Origin of the sequence: Streptococcus caecimuris, from assembly GCF_943193075.1 — a bacterium.
GTDB lineage: Bacteria > Bacillota > Bacilli > Lactobacillales > Streptococcaceae > Streptococcus > Streptococcus caecimuris.
On sequence record NZ_CALPCT010000027.1, the window covers coordinates 1 to 22,046 of the forward strand.

General features: G+C 40.1%; 20 protein-coding genes. 3 read left to right on the forward strand and 17 right to left on the reverse strand.

All coding sequences use genetic code 11. The features are described from left to right. Window positions 1-220 precede the first annotated feature (220 nt). The 3 genes from hpf to NFR56_RS09090 form a co-directional block, all read right to left on the reverse strand. The gene (gene hpf / locus NFR56_RS09080) at window positions 221-763 is read right to left on the reverse strand and encodes a ribosome hibernation-promoting factor, HPF/YfiA family (RefSeq protein WP_021154569.1); all 543 of its coding nucleotides are present in this window, start codon (window positions 761-763) and stop codon (window positions 221-223) included. An 81-nt stretch (window positions 764-844) separates the two neighbouring features. Next, complete coding sequence (locus NFR56_RS09085) at window positions 845-1,510, reverse strand: ComF family protein (RefSeq protein ID WP_134974517.1); 666 nt, start codon at window positions 1,508-1,510, stop codon at window positions 845-847. Then, window positions 1,507-2,805, reverse strand: coding sequence for an ATP-dependent helicase ComFA (locus NFR56_RS09090; protein WP_134974516.1), 1,299 nt, complete (start codon window positions 2,803-2,805; stop codon window positions 1,507-1,509). The genes NFR56_RS09085 and NFR56_RS09090 overlap by 4 nt, the downstream gene beginning before the upstream one ends. Window positions 2,806-2,859: 54 nt before the next feature. Here NFR56_RS09090 and NFR56_RS09095 point away from each other — a divergent pair, with 54 nt between their 5' ends. Both NFR56_RS09095 and cysK read left to right on the forward strand, forming a co-directional pair. Next, window positions 2,860-3,501, forward strand: coding sequence for a YigZ family protein (locus NFR56_RS09095; RefSeq protein ID WP_134974515.1), 642 nt, complete (start codon window positions 2,860-2,862; stop codon window positions 3,499-3,501). Window positions 3,502-3,623: 122 nt separating this feature from the next. Continuing rightward, window positions 3,624-4,547: a cysteine synthase A gene (gene cysK / locus NFR56_RS09100; RefSeq protein WP_003004014.1), complete on the forward strand. Its 924-nt coding sequence runs from the start codon at window positions 3,624-3,626 to the stop codon at window positions 4,545-4,547. A 50-nt stretch (window positions 4,548-4,597) separates the two neighbouring features. On the opposite strand, the gene NFR56_RS09105 is transcribed toward cysK, so the two are convergent. The 14 genes from NFR56_RS09105 to NFR56_RS09170 form a co-directional block, all read right to left on the reverse strand. Continuing rightward, a complete protein-coding gene (locus NFR56_RS09105) occupies window positions 4,598-4,963 on the reverse strand; it encodes a S1 RNA-binding domain-containing protein (RefSeq protein ID WP_023920312.1) in 366 nt (121 codons plus the stop codon). A gap of 1 nt (window position 4,964) precedes the next feature. Further along, the gene (locus tag NFR56_RS09110; RefSeq protein ID WP_251458680.1) at window positions 4,965-6,365 is read right to left on the reverse strand and encodes a bifunctional Cof-type HAD-IIB family hydrolase/peptidylprolyl isomerase; all 1,401 of its coding nucleotides are present in this window, start codon (window positions 6,363-6,365) and stop codon (window positions 4,965-4,967) included. Between the two features lie 44 nt (window positions 6,366-6,409). Then, on the reverse strand, window positions 6,410-7,042 hold the full coding sequence (locus NFR56_RS09115) for a response regulator transcription factor (protein ID WP_251458682.1): 633 nt from the start codon (window positions 7,040-7,042) through the stop codon (window positions 6,410-6,412). Then, window positions 7,039-8,055, reverse strand: a complete 1,017-nt coding sequence (locus NFR56_RS09120) for an envelope stress sensor histidine kinase LiaS (RefSeq protein ID WP_251458685.1) — start codon at window positions 8,053-8,055, stop codon at window positions 7,039-7,041. Before NFR56_RS09120 ends, NFR56_RS09115 begins: the two co-directional genes overlap by 4 nt. Continuing rightward, on the reverse strand, window positions 8,052-8,747 hold the full coding sequence (gene liaF, locus NFR56_RS09125; protein ID WP_003003865.1) for a cell wall-active antibiotics response protein LiaF: 696 nt from the start codon (window positions 8,745-8,747) through the stop codon (window positions 8,052-8,054). The genes NFR56_RS09120 and liaF overlap by 4 nt, the downstream gene beginning before the upstream one ends. 175 nt (window positions 8,748-8,922) lie before the next feature. Beyond that, window positions 8,923-10,722, reverse strand: a complete 1,800-nt coding sequence (locus NFR56_RS09130) for a CAP domain-containing protein (protein WP_049516137.1) — start codon at window positions 10,720-10,722, stop codon at window positions 8,923-8,925. A gap of 487 nt (window positions 10,723-11,209) precedes the next feature. Then, a complete protein-coding gene (gene pknB, locus NFR56_RS09135; RefSeq protein ID WP_134974514.1) occupies window positions 11,210-13,081 on the reverse strand; it encodes a Stk1 family PASTA domain-containing Ser/Thr kinase in 1,872 nt (623 codons plus the stop codon). Continuing rightward, window positions 13,078-13,818 (reverse strand): Stp1/IreP family PP2C-type Ser/Thr phosphatase, encoded by a 741-nt coding sequence (locus NFR56_RS09140; RefSeq protein ID WP_021154558.1) that lies wholly within the window; start codon window positions 13,816-13,818, stop codon window positions 13,078-13,080. The genes pknB and NFR56_RS09140 overlap by 4 nt, the downstream gene beginning before the upstream one ends. 21 nt (window positions 13,819-13,839) lie before the next feature. Continuing rightward, entirely contained in the window at window positions 13,840-15,153 is a 1,314-nt protein-coding gene (gene rsmB, locus NFR56_RS09145) for a 16S rRNA (cytosine(967)-C(5))-methyltransferase RsmB (RefSeq protein WP_134974513.1), read from the reverse strand. Then, window positions 15,143-16,078 carry a methionyl-tRNA formyltransferase gene (gene fmt / locus NFR56_RS09150; RefSeq protein ID WP_251458687.1) on the reverse strand — a complete coding sequence of 312 codons (936 nt, stop codon included), beginning with the start codon at window positions 16,076-16,078 and terminating at the stop codon, window positions 15,143-15,145. Before fmt ends, rsmB begins: the two co-directional genes overlap by 11 nt. 11 nt (window positions 16,079-16,089) lie before the next feature. Continuing rightward, complete coding sequence (locus NFR56_RS09155; RefSeq protein WP_134974511.1) at window positions 16,090-18,498, reverse strand: primosomal protein N'; 2,409 nt, start codon at window positions 18,496-18,498, stop codon at window positions 16,090-16,092. Window positions 18,499-18,561: 63 nt separating this feature from the next. Beyond that, window positions 18,562-18,876: a DNA-directed RNA polymerase subunit omega gene (rpoZ, locus tag NFR56_RS09160; RefSeq protein WP_003010339.1), complete on the reverse strand. Its 315-nt coding sequence runs from the start codon at window positions 18,874-18,876 to the stop codon at window positions 18,562-18,564. Window positions 18,877-18,901: 25 nt separating this feature from the next. After that, window positions 18,902-19,534, reverse strand: a complete 633-nt coding sequence (gene gmk, locus NFR56_RS09165; protein WP_003003905.1) for a guanylate kinase — start codon at window positions 19,532-19,534, stop codon at window positions 18,902-18,904. 106 nt (window positions 19,535-19,640) lie between these two features. Beyond that, entirely contained in the window at window positions 19,641-21,248 is a 1,608-nt protein-coding gene (locus NFR56_RS09170; RefSeq protein ID WP_003010343.1) for a ribonuclease Y, read from the reverse strand. Between the two features lie 234 nt (window positions 21,249-21,482). Between NFR56_RS09170 and NFR56_RS09175 the strand changes: the two genes are divergently transcribed. Beyond that, a complete protein-coding gene (locus NFR56_RS09175) occupies window positions 21,483-21,965 on the forward strand; it encodes an S-ribosylhomocysteine lyase (RefSeq protein ID WP_049474465.1) in 483 nt (160 codons plus the stop codon). Window positions 21,966-22,046 lie beyond the last annotated feature (81 nt).

Sequence of the window (22,046 nt, forward strand, 5' to 3'; positions counted from 1 at the left end):
CATTGGTTCGTCTTGTTCAGTTTTCAAAGGTCTTTGTCGCTCTCGCGCGACAACTATATTAGTATATCATGACCTACCCTTACTGTCAACACTTTTTTCCAAAAAAATTTTATTTTTTTGAAAGTTTTTTTGCTTTTTTTGTTTATATAAAAAATCAGGGGCATTAATACCCCTGATTCCTTTATAATTTAATTGATGTTTTCAATCTCTTTTTTGATCTCTATTCTTTTACTTCCAATAGACCGATGTCTCCATCTTCTCTACGGTAGATCACATTTGTTGTGTTATCCTCTGCATCACGATAAATGAAGAAGTCGTGTGCTAATAGATCCATTTGGAGGATCGCTTCATCTAAATCCATTGGTTCTAGATCAATTGTTTTTGAGCGAACAACTTTTTCTGTGGTTGCTGCTTCTTCTACAACTGCATCGGTAAACAATTTACCTGCACCAGATTTAACACGATTTTTCTTTTCGATTTTTGTTTTATTTTTACGAATTTGACGTTCAATTTTATCTACAACTAGATCAATTGAACCGTACATATCTTGAGAGACATCTTCTGCACGAAGTGTGATAGATCCAAGCGGAATGGTTACTTCTACTTTTGCGGTCTTTTCACGGTAAACTTTTAAGTTTACTCGAGCGTCTAGCTCTTGATCTGCCTGAAAATATTTTTCAATCTTTTCGAGTTTAGAAACGACATAGTCGCGAATGGCTTCTGTTACTTCTAGGTTTTCACCACGGATACTATATTTAATCATATTAGTACCTACTTTCTAAACATTATGTTTTTATTTATATGTATATTATAACGCTTTCATAAAGTTTTTGCAAATCTTTTTTTACCTTGCGATTGAAAATGTCTTTATTTCTTTCACACCTTTTTCAATTAGTAGACGCTTCATTAATTCGATTGTTTTGCCCGTTGTGTAGATATCATCAAAGATAAGATATTTCTGCTTTTTTGAAACCTCTTCTTTTAATTGAAAGTGTTGAGAGGTTTTTAATCTTTCTTCTCTTGTTTTTTTTGATTGGGCTAAGCTGTCTTCTTTTTGGAAGAGACTGCTGTACTTTATTTCTGCAAAATCTAATATAGTCGATACTTGATTGAATCCTCTTTCCTGCTTTTTTTCATGGCTGATTGGAGTCGGTATTATCGTATAGCTTTTATACTTTTTCAAGGCTTTTTTGATGTCACATGCAAATACCATTCCTAATAAACGATCTCCTTCAAATTTATATCGCTTGAAATAGTCCTTCATTGCTGCATTATATCTATATAATGCTTCATGTTCTACTATATTCCCCTTTTGTATCCAGTATTCGCAATCTTTACATACTTTCTCCTCTTTATCTTTATAACATCTAGGACAATGGATTTCGCCAATTTGTTCGAAGTCTTCTTTGCATTCTTTACAAATCCATTCTTCTTGTTGATTCATAAAAATAAGGTCTGTGAAATGTTCACCAGTTTTCAACTCTTTAGTACAAAGCAAGCATTCTTTCAAAATCCAGCCTCCTGATTCATTTCCTTTATTTCTTTGATCGCTTTCTTCATTTCTCTTGTTATGCCATCTGATAGAAAAAGTAGTTTACCTGTTGGTCTTTCTTTACTTCGACCGACCCTTCCTGAAATTTGTACAAGGGCACTTTTAGTAAATAATTTGTGATTACTTTCTAAAACAAAGACATCTACAAACGGAAAGGTCACTCCTCTTTCTAAAATTGTTGTCGAGACTAGCATGGTTATTGCTCTGTTTCTAAATTCTTCTACCATTCGTAGACGGTCTGTTGTCTGTGAGGATACAAAACCTACTGTTTCTTTGGGAAAGTATTTTTTTAAGTTCTCAGTGAATTGTTGTCCTAATTCTATTTCAGATACAAAGATTAACAATGGGTAGTGAGTCTGTCTTTGTTTCTTAATCAGTTGCAATAGTTCGTAAGGGATTCTTCCTTTTTCTATTTTTTCTCTAATTTTCGGCAACCATTTTATTTCAGGGACCACTAGCGGGTTCCCATGAAATCTTCTTGGAAGACTATAACGAATGATTTCTTTTTTCTTGACCTTTCTATCTAACTCATCTGTAGAGGTTGCTGTTAAATATAGGGTATTCCCCTCTTTTTTTATTGCATTCTGAGCTGCTTTATATAAGATTGGATTGTCTACATAGGGAAAAGCATCTACTTCATCTATAATAAGGAGATCAAAGGCCTGATAAAACTTTAGCAATTGGTGGGTTGTAGCGATCACTAAAGGCGTTCTAAAATAGGGCTCCGATTCTCCATGAAGCAAAGAAATGGGGCAGGAAAAATCTTCCTTCATCCTTCCATACAATTCTATACAGACATCGATTCTTGGGGTGGCAATACAGACTGCTTTTCCTGCCTTGATCGCTGTTGCTACAACCTGGTACATCATTTCCGTTTTCCCAGCGCCTGTCACAGCATGTACCAATGCATGTTTTCCTGCTTTAACTGCTTGGATAAGTCCTTCAGATACCTCTTGTTGATAAGAAGTCAAGACTCCTTTCCATTTTAGCACCTCTTGTCCTTCAAAGTCTTGCTGTCCAATAGCATAAAGTTTTTGATCACTCCGGATCCTTCCCAATTGGATACAGGCCCTACAATACAGCACCTCCTCACTCAACTTCCACAGTTTTTGATCAATCAAACTGCCACATCGAAAGCATTGGTACCTTCCATTCTGTTTTTCTATAGCTGGAAGTTCTTGGGCAATTTCTTTCAGATCATTTGTCATTTGAGTCTCGGTTAAGAGTCTTCCATAAAAATCTTCTATCTTCATACTTATTAATTCGCAAAAGTTGGAGAAAATCATTCTTTTTTGTAAAATAAGAGTATGGAATATGTTACATTTAAAGAGAACGGTACTGTTCAAGAAGAAATCAAAAAATCAAAATTCATTTGCCATGTCAAGCGAGTCTCCTCTGAAGAGGAAGCTAGAGATTTTATCAATGCCATCAAAAAAGAACACTATAAGGCTACACATAACTGCTCTGCTTTCATCATTGGAGAACAAAGTGATATCAAACGAACCAGTGACGATGGAGAGCCTAGCGGAACAGCTGGGGTACCGATGTTAGGAGTACTGGAGAATCATCGCATCACTAATAGTTGTGTCGTGGTTACCCGCTATTTCGGAGGTATTAAATTAGGCGCTGGCGGTCTGATTCGTGCTTATGCTGGAAGTGTTGCACAAGCAGTTCGAGAAATTGGACTGGTAGAAATCAAAGAGCAAGTGGTTCTTAGGATCACACTTTCTTATTCCCAATACCAAGAATTTGCTAATTTCTTAAAAGACCATCAATTGGCGGAACAAGATCCTATGTTCACAGATCAGGTGATGACAATTATTTTTGTGGATAAAGAAAACACAAACTCTATCACAGCAGCTTTAGTCGAATTTTACAATGGCAAAGTCATTATTGAGGACCAAGGAATTCGTGAGGTTGAAGTACCCCTACTTTCTGTAGAAAAATAATTAAAATACTATCGGCAACGATAGTTTTTTTTTATCACACCCATAAAATTTCTATATTTTACATTCTTCTCGCAAGAGACTATACTTGTTAGTATCAAGAAAACCTAGAACTGAGGTATATTATGGCTATTTATGAAAATATTACAGAATTGATTGGGAACACTCCGATTGTCAAATTGAATCGTCTTGTTCCTGAAGGAGCTGCAGATGTCTATGTCAAACTCGAAGCCTTCAATCCTGGATCATCTGTCAAAGACCGGATTGCTTTGAGCATGATTGAAAAAGCTGAAGCGGATGGCTTGATCAAACCAGGTGATACCATTGTCGAAGCAACTAGTGGGAACACAGGGATTGGCTTGTCATGGGTTGGCGCAGCTAAAGGCTACAAAGTTGTGATTGTCATGCCTGAAACCATGAGTGTGGAACGTCGTAAAATCATCCAAGCCTATGGAGCTGAACTCGTTTTGACTCCTGGAAGTGAAGGAATGAAAGGCGCTATCGCTAAAGCTGAAGCAATCGCTGCAGAAAGAAATGGCTTTCTTCCTCTTCAATTTGAAAACCCTGCTAACCCAGAGGTACATGAAAGAACAACAGGACAAGAAATCGTTGATGCCTTTGGAAAAGATGGTTTAGATGCTTTTGTCGCAGGTGTTGGTACTGGTGGTACTGTTTCTGGTATTTCTCATACTTTGAAAAAGAATAATCCCGCTGTCAAAGTCTATGCCGTTGAGGCCAATGAATCTGCAGTCCTTTCTGGCGAAAAACCTGGTCCACATAAAATCCAAGGGATTTCAGCTGGTTTTATCCCAAATACTTTAGACACTAATGCATATGATGGTGTTCGTCGCGTATCTTCAGAAGAAGCTTTCGAACTTGCACGCGCTATTGGTGGTGCTGAAGGATTCTTAGTCGGTATCTCAAGCGCAGCTGCTATCTATGCTGCTATTGAAGTCGCAAAAGAATTGGGAAGCGGTAAAAAAGTTCTTGCTCTTGCACCAGATAATGGAGAACGTTACCTTTCTACTACCCTTTACGAATTTGAATAATTCTCTATATCAAAAAAACTTCGATAGGTTTCATCAACCTATCGAAGTTTTTATTTTTTTTCTTGTTTGCTAAAGAATACCTTTCCTTCTTTGACCCAGGTCGGCATCTGTTGAGCTAAGGGCGCAAAACCACTCTTGTGGCGGTCATTTGAAAAACGATGGTGTCGAATACTTCGTTGTGGTGTTTCTTCTAGTGTTCTCAAAGAGAGGCTAGCTTTCTTAGAATATTCATCAACATCGATGACTTGGACAAAGACTTTTTCTCCAATTGAAAGAATATCATGAATATTACTTACATAACCACTTCTAATCTCTGAGATATGAATCAAGCCCGTGACACCCGACTCTAGTTCGACAAAGGCACCATAAGGTTGAATGCCTGTAATGGTCCCTTCTAACTTATCTCCAATTTTCATATTAGTCCTCAATCTCGATGGTTTCAATCACGACATCTTCTACTGGCTTATCCATCATCCCGGTCTCAACAGCCGCGATCTCATCCAACACAGCAAAAGAAGCTTCATCCATCAATTGTCCAAATACGGTATGGCGTTGATCTAGGTGAGGAGTTCCTCCTTCTGTCGTATAGATTTCAGCAATTTCTTCAGGCCAGCCACCGCGGACCAATTCCTTTTTCGAATATGGGAGATGTTGATTTTGTACAATAAAGAATTGGCTGCCATTTGTGTTTGGTCCAGCATTTGCCATTGAAAGGGCTCCGCGAATATTGTACAATTCTTTTGAAAATTCGTCTTCGAAGCTCTCCCCATAGATGGATTCACCACCCATACCTGTGCCTGTTGGATCTCCCCCTTGGATCATAAAATCTTTAATAATCCGATGGAAAATGACACCATCATAATAGCCAGACTTAGCAAGAGCTACAAAGTTTGCAACTGTTTTTGGTGCTTGATCTGGGAACAATTGAATGTTCATCTCACCGTGATTGGTTTTGATCACAGCGACAGGACCGTCAACCGTAGCAAGTTCTAACTGTGGTAACGTCAATTCTTTTTCAACCATATTTAACTCCTCTAAGGCATAGAATATGCCATCTTCTTCTAAATTCTTAGTGATATAATCAGCTTTTTCTTGTAACTCTGGGGCAGATTTTCCCATTGCGATACTAATTCCAGCATAATCAAACAGTTCTAGATCATTTAATCCATCCCCAAATACTAAAACATTCTCTGGCTTCAAGCCCAAATGATTTACAAGATGAGAAACTCCTGAAGCTTTTGAAGCTTCAAAGCGAACAACATCTGATGAATGGGGATGCCACGAAACTAGGCGCAAGTTCTCTTGCAAAGAAAGGGGCAACTCTAGCTCACTATCCTTTTCATCAAAGGTCCACATTTGGAAAATAGGTTCTTTCAAATGCAGATCTGGATCTACGGGTAAGTTTGGATAAATGATGTCAATAGCATCACTGATCAAGGGTGTCCGATTAGACAGGGCAGCTTGATGACTAGCTACTAACCCATAATCAACCTCGGATTCTTTGGCCCAATCCACAAAAGAAGAAACGATTGCTTCATTGATTGGTGATTGGTAGATCACAGTTCCTTTTGTATCTTCTATATAGGCACCGTTTAAGGTTACTAAAAAATCAGGCTTTAAGTTCATGATTTCAGGAACAACCCCAAAAATCCCTCTACCCGTTGCAATCCCTGTTCGGATTCCTTTTTCTTTCAATTGATGAAAGACTTCTTTGACAGATTCTGGGATCAATCCAGTTTCTTTTGCACGTAATGTATCATCAATATCAAAAAAGACGATTTTAACTTTTTTGGCTTTATAACGTAATTTTGCGTCCACTTGTCTCCCCCTTATGATCATGCTCTATTATAGCATGTTTCCCTTTAAAAATCTTCTTGATTCACCAGATGGTGTCGGAAGGCATAGACGACTGCTTGCGTCCGATCACTGACTTCTAATTTCGATAAGATGTTGGAGACATGGGTCTTCACTGTTTTTAAAGAAATGAAGAGTTCATCTGCTATTCGTTGATTTTCATATCCTTTCGTCAATAAAGCCAGAATATCTCGTTCTCTAGCTGTCAAATCATCATGCAATTCAGCATGGTTCTTTCGTGACTCAACTTTTTGACTAACTTCTGTCTCAATTGCAAATTCTCCCTTTGCAACCTTTCTGACAGCCTGTAAGATCTCAGTTGCTGACGAGGTCTTTAAAATATACCCTTTTGCACCAGCATCTAAGACAGGGTAAATCTTTTCGTTATCTAAATAAGACGTCAAAATGACAATTTTAGCTTCCGGCCACTCTTTTAGGATGGTTAGAGTCGCATCGATTCCATTTAGCTCTGGCATCACAATATCCATGATGATGACGTCTGGTCTTTCTTTCAGCGCCAACTCCACCCCTTCATGCCCATTTTTCGCCTCTAAGACCTGCTCAATATCGGTTTGCATGGACAAAAAGCTTTTCAATCCCAACCGGACCATTTCATGATCATCTACTAATAATACTTTCATACAGTTTCCTTTTCATTTTTATCTTTTACAAGGAGGGGAACACGAATATCTACAGCCACTCCCTTTTGAGGACTTGTTCTTATTTTAATGGTTCCCGCCATGTCTTCTACACGTTCTTGAATATTTTTCAACCCATAACTCAATCGTTCCAATTTTTCCTGCTCAAAGCCGATTCCATCATCTACCATCCGTAAATGAAGTTGTTTTCCTTCCTGATGCAAAAAGACATCCATTTGTTGAGCTCTAGCGTGTTTTAAGGTATTGCTGACAATTTCTTGGACGATTCGAAATAGATGTTCTTCCATATTTTTTGGAATACTCACGTCATTATGATGGAAGACAACTGTTAGGTTACTCTTTTCCTTCAATTCTCTAAAAATCATCTCCATCCCTTCTACCAAACTTTTTCCTTCCAATTCTGTAGGACGAAGATGTAGGAGCAAGACGCGTAAATCATTTTGGGCTGTACCTAGAATATCTGACACACCATTTAGTTGCTGCTGGATCTGACTTTTCTCTAACTCAAGAGCCTGTGCTGCCACTCCAGATAAAATCATATTGGCTGCAAACAATTCTTGACTAACCGTATCATGTAGATCACGCGCAATTCTCTTACGCTCGATTTCCACAATTTCTTCTTCATTTCGCATCACACGATTTTCACTCTTTTGTAAATTTTCTTCTAGTCGAAGCAATTTGCTGTCCAATAAATCTAACTGTTGATTCAATTCTTTGGGGGCAATTTCTTTTCGCTGTGAAGCAGTCAGGATAGATTCTACCTTTTGTTGTACTGCATGAACTGTTACAAATTGCGTGATTTTGATAATTAAGACAACCAAAGCCGTCAATGCAAGCGTCAGACTAAAAACCAAAAATAGGAATGACTGAAGCAAGGAAAGATCTGAGAGAAGTTTGCCCCACTGAAAACCAACAAAATGGAAAATGGTATGACAAATGACCGCAACCACCATTAGGGAATAGAAATACAATAGGAGATAGTCTAATTTCTTCATGCGCGAATCACCTCAACATCCCCAACAATACCAACTAACACAATTTTTATAGAACGGTGCGATCTCCGATAGTGTGCCGTTTCAATGTCTATGGTTTCATTCCTCATTTTACGGACAGGAAGATCCAAAAACTTCAGATCTCCATACAGGGTGTTAATTTGTAAATGCAACTCCAAATCAATCGGTAAGATAATTTTTGTATTTCCAAAACCTTTCCGAATGATCACTACATTGTCCCAATTGCAAATGGCTACCTCCTCTAAATGGAGGGTGTCATTTCCAAAAACTCGGATTACATTCAGATCTCGATACCCTCGACTTTGCTTTGAAAAATGTTGTAAATCACCAATCCATCGAGTTTTTTCCTGACGAATTTTCGTATCCTCTTCAACATCAAACACAACGGCTTCATTTTCCTTATACATATAAGGGTAAGCAATCAATAAACCATAAACCACCGCAAATAAAATGGCTGCAATCACAAAAGGATTCAGCATCACGATAAAAAACAATAGCACACTCAGCGCGATTAATAGAAAATTCGCTTTTTGTTTGCCAAAATAGTAATACAAAAGGAGCAAAAAGAGAACCATCAAGACAACAAATCTGGAAAAATCGATTGATAAAATGGTGATCGCTGCCAATGTTAACAAAACGGCTTCAACGAAAATAAAAATTTGTATTTTCCACATAGTCTACCTCATCTTTTCCTATTTTATCAAATTTTTCCTCATTTGACTTCCGTCTGTGGTTGGATAATAAGAAGAGCAAAAAAACACCCAAAAGAAAGAAATCCTTTGGGTGTCCTTGGTATCGGAATGAATTGTTATTAAATAAGTTCTTTCCGATAACAGTTGTCTAGAGGCATTATTTATACATGAATGCCCAGTAATAGTTACCGTCGCCATTGATGACTGCTGCTACCGCACCTTCTGTGGCATTTGGATCGAGCATTAATTCTCTCAATCCACTGTTATACCATTTCGTTGCGACTGTTGTTGCATTGTCTTCACGGCGAGCTACAAACCCTGTGCTATCGTACTGACGTGAAATAGTATGGGCTTTTGGCAAGGCACGTGAGTTGTAGACATCATCTGACCAAGTCAATTCTTTTAAGCCTTGTGCCTTTCGTAATTCGTTAATCTTAGCAAAAGCTTCTTTCGCTTTATCTAACTCGATATAGTTTGTATTGTCTGTCGCTTCTACACGATAAACGAATTTCACATAGCCAAACTCAACATCTTTATAGTTCTTGTCATCTACTCCACTCTTCAAGTTAGCGATTAAAACATAGTCTTTAGCCCATGGGTTTTCTTTAGATTGCTCAAAGAGTTCTGGGTCCTCGATTTCCCATTCTACTTTGGCATCCCATCCAGCATTATCAATAAATTTAGGATTCATTTTCTTAATGACATAGTCCTTAAATTCATCCACATTCTTAAATGGAAGAGCTTGACCTGCTTTAGCTGTTTCTACCAGATTTGTAGAGTAGAGCTTCACGCTTGAGTCACGATCGCTATAAGCATATTCATCATCTTTGGCATCTTCGTGGAATTTTGGATCGATCTCAGGATCTTTCGGATCTGTCATTCCATAAAGTTTCCATTTATCTCCATTCCATTTCCAATAAGCAGAGTAACCAGTTGCTTCCGTATCAGAAGGAACGTAGTAATAGTGAGTCGACCCGTCAAAGTAGTAGTTCTTATCTCGACGCAAAGCTGCTGATCCAGGTTTTCCAGGAGGATAGACTATCTTAGGTGCTCGTCCATTTGGAGCCCATGGAAGATGTTCTAATCCTTCTGCTGGTGTCTCAACGTATGGAGGAATTTGGTTTTCACTAGGCTGATCTGTTGATACCAAACCATCATTTCCAGGCACTTCAGGTTGCACCGGTTCTTCTGGTTTTGGTTCACTTGGATTTTCTGGGGTTGGTGCGAAAGGATCAAACTCTCCATCTGCTCCTACAAATGGAGGATTTTCTGGGAAGATCAAGTTGCCGTGATCTTCTGGTGTAGATGGTTCTGATGGATTAACTGGTTGATCCGGTTTATCGCTTGGATCTGGCTCTTCAGGTGTTGGAGTTGGATCCGGAGTCGGTGTTGGAACCGGATCAGGAGTATCAGGATTTTCCGTTGAATTCTTCACAAATACCCATTTGCCATTTTTATAGTAGTAATAATCCCCATTATCCAATACATAATAATGGTAGCCATTTTCATATACATAATGAGGGTCATTGGCAAGGTTATTAGTAGAGTTATTCCGATTAGTTAGAGGCTTCCACTCACCATTGCGGTAGATCCGGTAAGTTCCATCACTCATCCGATAATAATGATTGCCATTCCAATAAATGTAGTTTACATCATTTTCCAAGGAATAACCATAGTTCCAACCATTATAGCCATAATAATTATTCCAGCTAGGATAACCATAGTTATAGCCATAATAATAGTTCCAATTTGGATATCCATAGCCATAACTATAGGTCCATGAATTATAGCCATTATAACCGTTCCAATTATTGTAACCATAGTTATAATAGTTTGAACGATAAGAGGAGGTATTCCATCCTCTATTTTCTGCAGCTACTTTTGTTGCTATAAATGCCGGGACAATCATAGCTGTTGCTAAGATTGCTCGACTAACCACTCTATATTTTCTGTCCATTTAAATAATCTCCATTGGGAAAGTATAGGCGAAAGATACATCAACTATGTGCACATATTTCAAAAGTCATTCTACCTCCCTGTTTCTCAGTTCACGATATTTTTCTCCACTAGTTGTCAAGGCCTATTCAACTAGCAGAAAAAAATCTATTCGTTTACCAATTTCCTATCAAAGCAGGCCTGAACGACTTTTTACTCTTTGATCTCCTTTCACGCAGATTATAGCATGTGGGCTAAAACAAAGGCAAATAATTTAATATTCAATCTATTTTCAACTTCAAATTACCTTATGTTTAATTGACTATTTTATTTTACCGGACTTGAAACCCCTTGTTTGTTAAGGAGTTCACATAATCTATTCATCTGTAGAAAAATAGTTTCTTGAAGCGACTTCAAAGTATTTCCCTCGACAGGGAAATAAAAAAATCACGACATAGCAACAAAAAAATACAAAAAGACTCAGAAATCCATCTGAGTCTTAGACTGTTTTATGAATCTCCACCAGTTGCACTACTGCTAGAACTTTCTGTATCTGATCGTTCAGCAGAAGATGAACTAGATGTATCTGAACTGGATGAGGCTTTCGTACTTGAAGAAGCGGTCACTTTAGGTTCATATACCGTTAAAACAATTCGTGTTCGGTTAATATCCACCGTACTCGAAACTTCTGGAGTTTGACTAACAATTTGACCGGCAGAAACAACTACCCCATCAGGGAGATGTTCTGTTTTTCTTAATTCGATATTGGCTTCTTTAATACCATAGATCTCAATCAAATTACTTCTAGCAAAATCGTAAGTTGATCCAACATAGTTTGGCATTTCAATTGAAGTCGTTTCTTTCGCTACTTTCAAAACAATCTTGGTTTTTGAATTCAGAGAATATTGCTCTCCTGGAGCTGGAGTTTGTTCAAGAACTGTCCCTGCAGCATAATCGAAGGTCTCAACTTCTTCAATCGTGATCATTTTGCTTGATACTTTATAAGTATTTTTCAGATCTTCTTCTGCTTTTGCCCGTGTTTCACCCACGTAATTTGGCATTTCAAAGCTGTTTGGTCCTTTGGAAATAATCAAATCAATTCGACTTTGTTCTTTCTTTTGGGCCCCTGCATTTGGATTGGTTCGAATGACGTAGCCTTCTGCAACCGAATCACTGTACTCTTCTTTCTCTTCACCGACTTGAAGGTCTTGTCCCTCAATAACCGCTCTGGCTTCGGCAATGGTTTTGCCGGAAACATCTGGAACTGTTTTATTGGCTGGGCTCATATATAACAAGAAAGTAAAGGCTGCAAGTACTAGGGCAATGGCAACAAACAAGACCTTGTAGCGCGCCCGCAAACGTCTTCTTGGCTTTTTACTTGGCGCCATGGTCTGCTGATCAGATAATGGTCGATTAGGATCTACTGAACTGATTTCACTGCGTACCTCAGAGATTGGAACAGGAGCTGTCTTTGGAGTTGGACTCACTTTTGGAAGAGTCTTTGTATCAGCTTTCGCTTGGTCTTCAAAAACCAGTTTTTTCTCATTTCTTCTCTCATAGGACAAGCAACTTGAAAGATCTACATACATCTCTGCCACTGATTTATAGCGATCCGTCAGTTTTTTAGCTGTCGCCTTGATCACCACATTTTCTAAAGCTTGTGGAACATTCTTATTTTCTTCACGAATAGAGGGGAGTGGCTTTTGAAAATGCTGCAAAGCAATTGTGACTGCACTATCTCCATCATAAGGAATGTGTCCTGTCAACATCTCATAGAAAATAATCCCCATCGCGTAGATGTCACTTTGCACCGTAGCTTTTGATCCACGCGCCTGCTCAGGGGACAAATAATGAACCGACCCCAACATCGAGTTGGTCTGGGTCAAGCTAGTCTCTGCGAAGGCCACTGCAATCCCAAAGTCTGAAACTTTTGCTGTTCCATCTGGTGTCAAGAGGACATTCTGTGGTTTTAAATCTCTATGGATAATGCCACGCGTATGGGCAAGACGCATAGCTAGAAGGATCTGCCCCATCAAACGAACAGCTTCTTCATTTGATAAAGGAGCATTTTCTTTGATATAGCGTTTCAAGTCTAAACCTGCAACATATTCCATTGCAAGGTATTGTTGTCCTTCTTCTTCGCCAATGTCTGTAATCCGAACGATATTTGGATGGTCCAGCTCTGCCATCGCCTTTGCTTCACGCTGAAAACGCGCAACCGCAATGGGATCCGTCTGGTAATTCGTACGCAGTACCTTGACTGCAACTTCTTCCCCATCTAAAATCAAATCACGCGCAAGATAAACATCTGCCATCCCGCCGCGTCCAATTTGTTGGATGATTTTATATCGCCCGGCAAAAATTTTGCCGATTTGAATCATGCTGCGTCCTCCTCAGTAAAGTGGAGCAGTACAACAGTGATATTATCCAAGCCTCCAGCATTATTGGCAAAACGAATCAAGGTTTGAGCTTTTTCTTCCAGTGAAACATCACTCAAGACAATATCTCTGATTTCATCCGGGCCAATCATATTGGTTAAACCGTCACTATTGATCAAAATATAATCATCTGCTTCAACCGTCACCAAACCATAATCCGGCTCCAACTCATCTTTTTGGCCAATGGACTGAGTGATGATGTTACGTTGAGGATGATGGGCTGCTTCTTCCTCTGTGATTTGACCTGCTCGCAAAAGAGCATTTACAAGAGAGTGATCACTGGTCAACTGCTGGTATTCGCCCTGACGAATGAGGCCAATCCGCGAATCTCCAACATGGGCATAAATCACTTGTCCTTCTACAAAAGCCAAAGCTTCCAGTGTCGTTCCCATTCCTTTGTGCTCATCATCTTGCCCAGCTAAATGGATCCGACGGTTCACAGCTTCTAAATGTTCTGCAAACCATTCCCGTACTTGATTAACCGTCTCGATCTCAGAAGAAACCCAAGCCGCACCTAGGTCTGTGACTGCCATTTCACTAGCAATATTTCCGGCACGGTGTCCTCCCATACCATCAGCAAGTAAAACCATAGATTTTCCTGCCTTGTTTTTATATTGATTTGCATAGTCTTGGTTATTTGTCCGTCTTTGACCTACATCGGTTAAGATCGTAATATCCATACTGTCAGTTTCCTCCTGATATTATGAGATTCTCTTAAAACGACTGATAAAGAAGCCGTCGCTTCCATATAATTCGGGTGTAATAAGGATACAATCATTTTTAAGAATATCTTTTCTTTCGTGATCCAATGGGACTTGTTCGAAATTTGGATGGTTTTTCAAAAATTGGTCCACCACTTCAAAATTCTCTTTACCCATAATTGTACACGTACTGTACACTATTATACCACCTTTACGCACACTTTGACAAACACTATCCAGAATGGCCAATTGAATAGCTTGTAAAGATATAAAATCTGCACTCTCTTTATTGTACTTGATATCAGGCTTTCTCCGTATCAAACCAATCCCTGAACAAGGCGCATCCACCAAAATTTTATCGAAAGCATCAGGTCCAAATGTTTCAAAGACTTTTGTCGCATCTAACTTCTTTGTCAAAATTTTGTCCGCAACATGGAGCCGATTAGCATTTTCTTGAATCAATTTGAGCTTATGGTCATAGAGATCCAAGGCTGTGACTTTCCCAGTTGTGAGATAAGAAGCCAGGTGAGTCGTCTTTCCACCTGGCGCCGCACAGGCATCTAAAACCCACTCATCTCCTTGCAAATCCAAAGCCGGTGCCACCAATTGACTGGACTCGTCTTGAATAGTAATGCGCCCTTCTTTGAACAAGGAATGCGCTGCAAAATGTCCCTGTTCTTTCACGAGAGCGGACGGAGCAAGTAGAGAGGAGGTTGCTTCGAGTAGCTGAGCCAACTCTTCTTTTTCGTCTAGATCAATCACACGAATACTGGATTTATTACGCTGATAGAGACTCTTAAAAATAGCGCAAGCACGTTCCTCACCGTATTCTTCGATCAATGCTTTGACCAACCATACAGGTAGGGAATACTCTACCGAATAACGTTTGTTCTTTCGCTTGATCGTATCAATAGCTGGTAGCCCCTCGCGGAGGAGCTTTCTAAGAATAGCATTAACAAACTTCTCACTGCCTTCTTTTCGACGTTTTGCTATCCGAACAGCTTCATTGACGATGGCATGATCGGGAATGCGGTCTAAATAAACAAGTTGATACAAACTCATCATCAAAAGATAATAGAGCCAAGGATCCAATTTCGTCCGGTCTTCAATTACGTGGGCGAGATACCACTCGAGTGTTATCTTCCGTGCTACAGTACCGTATACAACTTCCGTAACAAAGCTTCTATCTTTATCTGAAAGTTGAGAGTGTTCTAGCGCTTGATTTAGGGCAATATTAGAATAAGCTCCCTGTTCAAAAACCTCTTCTAACACTCGAACGATCTGTTCACGCGCATTCATTTGTTTAATTTCCAAAGTGATCTCCTACTTTCAATTGACGGCCAGCGCCATTCAAAAAGTCTGTGATGGACATTTTTGGTTTTCCTGCCAGCTGCACAACTTTGAGGGACAATGCGCCTTCTCCTGCAGCGACCAGCAACTCTTTTTTGGTCAAAGCAATCACTTCTCCAGGATTTCCATTTCCTTCGCATAGCTCTGCTTCATAAACTTTAAAGCGTTGCCCATTTAATAACGTATGAGCGACCGGCCAAGGATTCATCCCTCGGATCTGATTAAAGACTTGGCGATTGGTTTTGGTCCAGTCCAAAACCTCTTCTTCCGGTAAAATATTCGGTGAAAATGTGACCAAACTTGGATCTTGTGGACTTGGCTTGATCTCCCCTGCCAGGTAAGCTGGCAAAGTATCTAGGAGTAAGTCACGTCCAAGGACTGCCAATTTTTCAAACAAAGTTCCCACATTGTCCTCATCTAAAATTGGGAGAGAACGAGCTGCAATCATGTCTCCAGCATCCATTTCCTTGACCATTTCCATAATTGTAACCCCAGCTTCTTCGTCACCATTGATCAGGGCATAGTGAATGGGAGCTCCACCTCTATATTTAGGTAATAAAGACGCGTGGACATTCACCGCAAACTGAAAGTTCTCCAACAATTTTGTCGGTAAAAATTGTCCAAAAGCAGCGGTCACAATTCCATCTGCATCTAGTGATAAGAGAGTTTCCATTTCTGGACTACCCGATAATTTCTCCGGCTGAAGAACCGGTAGTTGATGTTCCAAAGCTACCTGCTTCACCGGGGTCATTCGAATCTCTTTTTTGCGACCTACTTTGCGGTCTGGTTGAGTCACAACTGCCAAAATTTCATAGCGCGAATCTGCTAACAATCCCTTTAAAACCGTCGCTGAAAAATCAGGCGTCCCCATAAAAATTAATTTTGTCATTTCTTTCTTCCTTACATAAAACTTTGAGGTTCATTATCAATACTGACACGTAGATCTTGGTTGCCTCTTTCTTGTGTAAATTCTAAGATTTGATTCAAGACCTGAGTCATGCCTTCTTCGAAACGATATTTCACAATGATTTGATAATGATACAAATTATGTGTGCGTGCAATTGGTTTAGGTGTTGGTCCTAAGATTTGGACCTGATCAGATAAGCCAGATCGGAGAATTTCCATGACCTGATGTGACTTCTCCTTCACCATTTCCTCACTCTTATGAGATAGGGTTAGCCCAACTGTGAAGTAATAAGGCGTATAGCCTAACTGCCGGCGAATCTGCATTTCATAGGCAAAAAAACCTTCATAATCTTGGTCTTTGGCAAATCGAATCGCATAATGATTGGGGTTGTAGCTTTGAATGATAACCTCTCCTTCTTTCTCTGCTCGTCCGGCCCTTCCTGCCACCTGAGTCAAGAGTTGAAAGGTTCTCTCAGAGGATCGATAATCCGGTAAATTTAAAGAAGTATCCGCATTCAAGACACCCACTAACGTCACATTTGGAAAATCCAATCCCTTCGCAATCATTTGCGTCCCTAACAAAATATCCGCTTCTCCATTCCCAAAAGCATCTAATATCGCTGCGTGGCTCCCCTTTTTTCGAGTGGTATCCACATCCATTCGCAGAATTTTAGCTTCAGGAAAGATCTCTTGTAATTCATCATAAGCTTTTTGTGTTCCTGTCCCGTAATAACGAATGGAAGGACTTTGGCAATTTGGACAGTGTCGAGGAATCGCTTTACTATAGCCACAATAATGACAGTTCATGGTTTTAGTATCCATGTGGAGGGTCAAAGAGATGTCACAATTGGGACAAGTATCTACAGTTCCACACTCGCGACACATGACAAAACTGGAATAACCACGGCGGTTCAACATCAAGACAACCTGCTCTTTTTTCTGCAAGCGATCAGCAATAGCTTCCACTAGAACCGGAGTGAAGTTACCAGCTTCATTTTGGCCAATATAATCACGAAAATCAACGACTTTAACTTCTGGAATTTTGGCTGCCGGATTGGCCCGTTGGGTCAGACGAATTAATTCATAAACCCCTTTTGTTGCACGAGCCCGCGATTCTAAACTTGGTGTAGCAGATCCAAGAAGCAAAACTGCTTGATTGTACTGAGCTCTTAAGACTGCGACTTCCCTTGCGTGGTAGCGTGGATTACTATCTTGTTTGTAGGAAGCCTCGTGCTCCTCATCAATGATGATAGCTCCGATGTTTTTTAAAGGAGCAAAGATGGCTGAGCGCGCTCCAACGACTACCTTGGCCTCCCCACGTTCAACTTTTCGCCATTGATCATACTTCTCACCATTTGATAAGCCCGAGTGCAGAATGGCTACTTCCTGACCAAAACGAGAGATAAAACGATCCGTCATCTGTGGCGTCAGGGAAATCTCAGGAACCAACATAATAGCCGTTTTCCCCTTATTTAGAACTTCCTGAATAATCTGCAGATAAACTTCTGTTTTCCCACTTCCAGTCACACCTTCTAATAAAAAAGGCTTTGATGTTTTCCCAATTTGAAAAACTACTCTTTCTACAGCTTTTGCTTGCTCTGAATTTAAAAGCAGAGCCTGGGTCTGTTCTTTGCCTTCATAATATGCAGCCGCCCGATTCACTTCTCGTTCTGTTATTTCTAAAACACCCTGATCAATAAAATAAGCCACTACTTCTCGTGAAAAATCCTGATACAATCCTGCTAAGAGTTGCTCCCCTTGCTCTAGTAACAGGCGCTCTTTCAATGCTAGCCTTTTTTTAGCTCTCGCTGATAGTTGAAGTTCTTTTAATCTTTCCTGGTTAACGCGATACCATTTTTCTGTTTTAATTTGTTTCTTATCCTTGGCCTTGTATTCAAGTACCAAATCTCCTTTTCTGACCAACCGCATCACTTGGGCTTGATCGGCTGCATCTAGAGAAGAAAAAGAAACTTCATTTTTTGCACCAAAAAGTTTTATTTTGAGAGTGGGATCTAAAGAAGGTTGAGGATACAAAATCTTATCATAACTCGAATTGAGGAGAGAAGGAAGCATGGTTTTTAAAATCGTGATCTTATAAGAAAAAACACTTTTTCGTAATTGATCCGCCAACCAAAACTGCTCTTGATTTAAGACCGGAGTGTAATCCAAGACCTCCACAATCGCTTTTAATTCCTCGCTTGTGTCTGCCTCTTCTAAAACATCTACCACAATCCCTTGAATGAGGCGATTCCCTTTACCAAAGGGGACATGAACTCGCATACCTGCCTCCACCATATCCTCAAATTCTGATGGGATCTGATAAGAATAGGGTTTATCTGTCTGCATCAATGGGACATCTACGATGACTTTTGCTATCACTTTTTCACCTCCAGCCTCTATCATATGAGCTTTACTTTATCACGGAACCCTTTAAATAGCAAAAAATAAGATTGAGAAGCCCCAACCTTAAATTTTTTCACCATCTTCTTTTTCTTTGGCAATTTGTTCCTTAATTTTGCGCTCTTCTTCTTCTTTGCGAATCCGCTCTGCTTCAATCCGACGACGAAGCGCTTCACGTTTTGCTTCTGGATCCGGGTGAACAACTACGTTTCCGGACTCAATTTCTTCAAGCGCTTGTAATGTTGATTTAACTGATTGGAATTCTTGAGTGGGTACTGCACCACTTTCCAATTCGTGGGCCCGTTTTGCCTCAAGAATGACCAATGAATATTTGGATGGTACTTTGTCAAGCAATGTATCAATAGAAGGTTTTAACATCATATTCCTATACCTAATTTCTAATTATTTATCTCTTCACAATAGTTTGTGTTTTTGGTAACATATCCAGATAATGGCCAATGACACGGTCTACACGGAAATGCTCTGCTTCGATCACACGTTTGACACGCTCAGCAGCAAGAGGAACCTCGTCGTTCACAATGGCGTAGTCATATTCACGCATCATGGCGATTTCTTCTTTTGCTTTTTCAATCCGTTGCGCAATAACTTCTGCACTATCTGTCCCGCGACCCACTAATCGATCTTGCAATTCATCCAAATCAGGCGGAGTTAAGAAAATAAAAACTGCATCTGGAACTTTCTTCTTTACTTGAAGGGCACCCTGAACTTCAATTTCAAGAAATACATCGATTCCCTTGTCCAAGGTTTCATTCACATAGGTTAAAGGAGTCCCATAGTAATTTCCAACGTACTCAGCGTACTCCAACATTTGCCCTTGACGGATCAAATCTTCAAATTCTTCACGTGTACGGAAAAAATAGTCGACACCATCCACTTCACCTGGACGTTGTGCACGCGTCGTCATCGATACAGAATACTGAAACTGATTGTCCGAGTTTTCAAAAATTTCTCGTCTGACCGTTCCTTTTCCAACCCCCGAAGGGCCAGAAAATACGATTAATAAGCCACGATCCGCCATGATTTCTCCTTCAATGTCTTTCTATCTAGTGTAACAAAAATCGGCCTAATTTTCAACTGATTTTTTCATTCAAAAAGCTTGAGATGCTAGATCTCAAGCTTTTTGTTTATTTTGCGTAATCGACTGCACGCAATTCTCGAATAACGGTAACCTTAATGTTTCCAGGATATTCAAGATTGGACTCGATCTTCTCACGAATATCATGAGCTAAGATCGTCACTTTATCATCCTTGATTGCCTCAGGGCTAACCATAATACGGATTTCACGACCCGCTTGAAGGGCGAAACTTGTCTTAACTCCTTCAAAACTATTTGCAATTTCTTCAAGATCTTGCAAGCGTTTGATGTAGCTTTCAAGTGACTCACTTCGTGCTCCAGGTCGAGCTGCACTCAAGGCATCCGCTGCAGCGACAATGACTGCGATGACACTTTCTGGTTCCACGTCACCATGGTGACTGGCAATGGTATTGACCACCACTGGGTGTTCCTTGTACTTCCGTGCCAATTCAGTTCCAATCTCGACGTGACTTCCTTCCACTTCACGGTCAATCGCTTTACCGATATCATGTAAGAATCCTGCACGTCGTGCCAAGGTAGCATTTTCACCCAACTCGCTAGCAATAATACCAGAAAGTTTGGCAACTTCAATGGAGTGACGCAAAACGTTTTGACCATAAGAAGTACGGAATTGCAACCGTCCCATGATTTTCATCAAATCTGGATGGAGGTTTGGCGCACCAATTTCATAGGCAGCCGCTTCACCGTATTCACGAATCCGGTTGTCAATTTCCTGACGGTTCTTCTCAACCAGCTCTTCGATACGGGCTGGATGGATCCGACCATCTTTGAGAAGGCTCTCCATTGTCATACGGGCGATTTCACGACGAATCGGATCAAACCCTGACAAGGTCACCACTTCAGGCGTATCATCAATAATCACATCGACACCTGTCAAACTCTCAAAGGTACGAATATTGCGACCTTCACGACCGATAATCCGACCCTTCATACTATCGTCCGGCAAATGAACGGTTGAATTTGTTTGCTCAGCAACAAAATCACCCGCCATCCGTTGCATGGCTTGGACGAGAATGTCTTTTGCGATTTTATCAGAACGTTCTTTCACTTCCAATTCAGCATCACGAATCCGTGAGGCAATTTCTTTTGAAAGTTGCTCTTCCGTCTGACTCAAAATAATGTCACGCGCTTCTCCTTGACTTAGAGCAGCGACACGTTCCAGTTCTTCTACTTTCTTGTGTTCAAGCTCTTCCAGCTGTTGTTCACGCGTATCAATGTGTTTAGTTCTATCTGTAAGACTTTGCTCTTTGTGTTCAAGAGACTGTTCTTTGCTTGTTAAAATGTCGTCTTTGCGATCAAGATTGCTAGCACGTTCTGCCAAACGGCTTTCTAATTGCTTCAATTCTTGTCGTTCTGACTTAAACTCAGCATCGACCTCTTCACGATATTTTCTGGCTTCTTCCTTTGCCTCCAAAAGTGCTTCTTTTTTAAGTGAACTTGACTCATGCTTCGCCTCTTTTAAAATCAAATCGGCTTCGCGTTCAGCCTGTCCACGTAAATTCGTTGCTTCTTGTTCAGCATTCAAAAGGGTGAGTTCCGCAGCTTCTTTTGAAGCTTTCATTTTAAGAGCAGTTCCCACATATCCAATGACTAAACCAATGACCGCGGCAAAAACACCTGTAATAACAAAATTCATGCTTTTACCCCAAATCTATTTAATTAGTTGAATTAAAAATTCTTTTACATTTTACCATAAATTAGTAAAATTAACAATCTAAAAAAACAGGAAAAACCTTTTATATTTTTGCTTAATGCTTGTCCTTTTATCGTCTTTTCTTTCATGGAACATCTGTGAGATATTCATTTATTTCGACTTTGTTGAATCTGCTTTTTTATGCTATAATCAAGAAAAACAAAGAAGGATTTGAGTATGACAAAAGAAGTAATTGTTGAAAGTTTTGAATTGGACCACACAGCTGTGAAGGCACCCTATGTACGCTTGATTGGGGAAGAAACTGGACCCAAAGGAGACATCATCTCTAACTTTGATATTCGCCTAGTGCAGCCCAATGAAAATGCGATTCCAACGGCAGGGCTCCACACGATCGAGCACCTTCTTGCGATGCTCATTCGAAAACGAATCGATGGTATGATTGATTGTTCCCCTTTTGGATGTCGCACCGGTTTTCATATGATCATGTGGGGACAACATTCGAGTACGGAAATTGCTAAAGTAATCAAAGATTCTTTAGAAGAAATTGCATCTGTCAGCACTTGGGAGGATGTCCCAGGCACAACTATTGAGTCTTGTGGAAATTACAAGGATCACAGCCTCTTCTCAGCCAAAGAATGGTGTCGCCTGATTCTAGACCAAGGAATTTCGGACGATCCGTTTGAACGTCATCTTGTTTAATACGAAAAAGAGGCTGGGACAAAAGTCCTAGCCTCTCAATTATTTTTGGATTGTCGAGCAAGACGCAGTGGTTGAGTGGGC

Bases quoted from the DNA above. Each gene is read 5' to 3' on its own strand.
- hpf (WP_021154569.1), bottom strand. From the start codon at position 763: ATGATTAAATATAGTATCCGTGGTGAAAACCTAGAAGTAACAGAAGCC.
- NFR56_RS09090 (WP_134974516.1), bottom strand. From the start codon at position 2,805: ATGAAGATAGAAGATTTTTATGGAAGACTCTTAACCGAGACTCAAATG.
- NFR56_RS09095 (WP_134974515.1), top strand. From the start codon at position 2,860: ATGGAATATGTTACATTTAAAGAGAACGGTACTGTTCAAGAAGAAATC.
- cysK (WP_003004014.1), top strand. From the start codon at position 3,624: ATGGCTATTTATGAAAATATTACAGAATTGATTGGGAACACTCCGATT.
- NFR56_RS09105 (WP_023920312.1), bottom strand. From the start codon at position 4,963: ATGAAAATTGGAGATAAGTTAGAAGGGACCATTACAGGCATTCAACCT.
- NFR56_RS09115 (WP_251458682.1), bottom strand. From the start codon at position 7,042: ATGAAAGTATTATTAGTAGATGATCATGAAATGGTCCGGTTGGGATTG.
- NFR56_RS09120 (WP_251458685.1), bottom strand. From the start codon at position 8,055: ATGAAGAAATTAGACTATCTCCTATTGTATTTCTATTCCCTAATGGTG.
- liaF (WP_003003865.1), bottom strand. From the start codon at position 8,747: ATGTGGAAAATACAAATTTTTATTTTCGTTGAAGCCGTTTTGTTAACA.
- NFR56_RS09130 (WP_049516137.1), bottom strand. From the start codon at position 10,722: ATGGACAGAAAATATAGAGTGGTTAGTCGAGCAATCTTAGCAACAGCT.
- pknB (WP_134974514.1), bottom strand. From the start codon at position 13,081: ATGATTCAAATCGGCAAAATTTTTGCCGGGCGATATAAAATCATCCAA.
- NFR56_RS09140 (WP_021154558.1), bottom strand. From the start codon at position 13,818: ATGGATATTACGATCTTAACCGATGTAGGTCAAAGACGGACAAATAAC.
- fmt (WP_251458687.1), bottom strand. From the start codon at position 16,078: ATGACAAAATTAATTTTTATGGGGACGCCTGATTTTTCAGCGACGGTT.
- NFR56_RS09155 (WP_134974511.1), bottom strand. From the start codon at position 18,498: ATGATAGAGGCTGGAGGTGAAAAAGTGATAGCAAAAGTCATCGTAGAT.
- rpoZ (WP_003010339.1), bottom strand. From the start codon at position 18,876: ATGATGTTAAAACCTTCTATTGATACATTGCTTGACAAAGTACCATCC.
- gmk (WP_003003905.1), bottom strand. From the start codon at position 19,534: ATGGCGGATCGTGGCTTATTAATCGTATTTTCTGGCCCTTCGGGGGTT.
- NFR56_RS09170 (WP_003010343.1), bottom strand. From the start codon at position 21,248: ATGAATTTTGTTATTACAGGTGTTTTTGCCGCGGTCATTGGTTTAGTC.
- NFR56_RS09175 (WP_049474465.1), top strand. From the start codon at position 21,483: ATGACAAAAGAAGTAATTGTTGAAAGTTTTGAATTGGACCACACAGCT.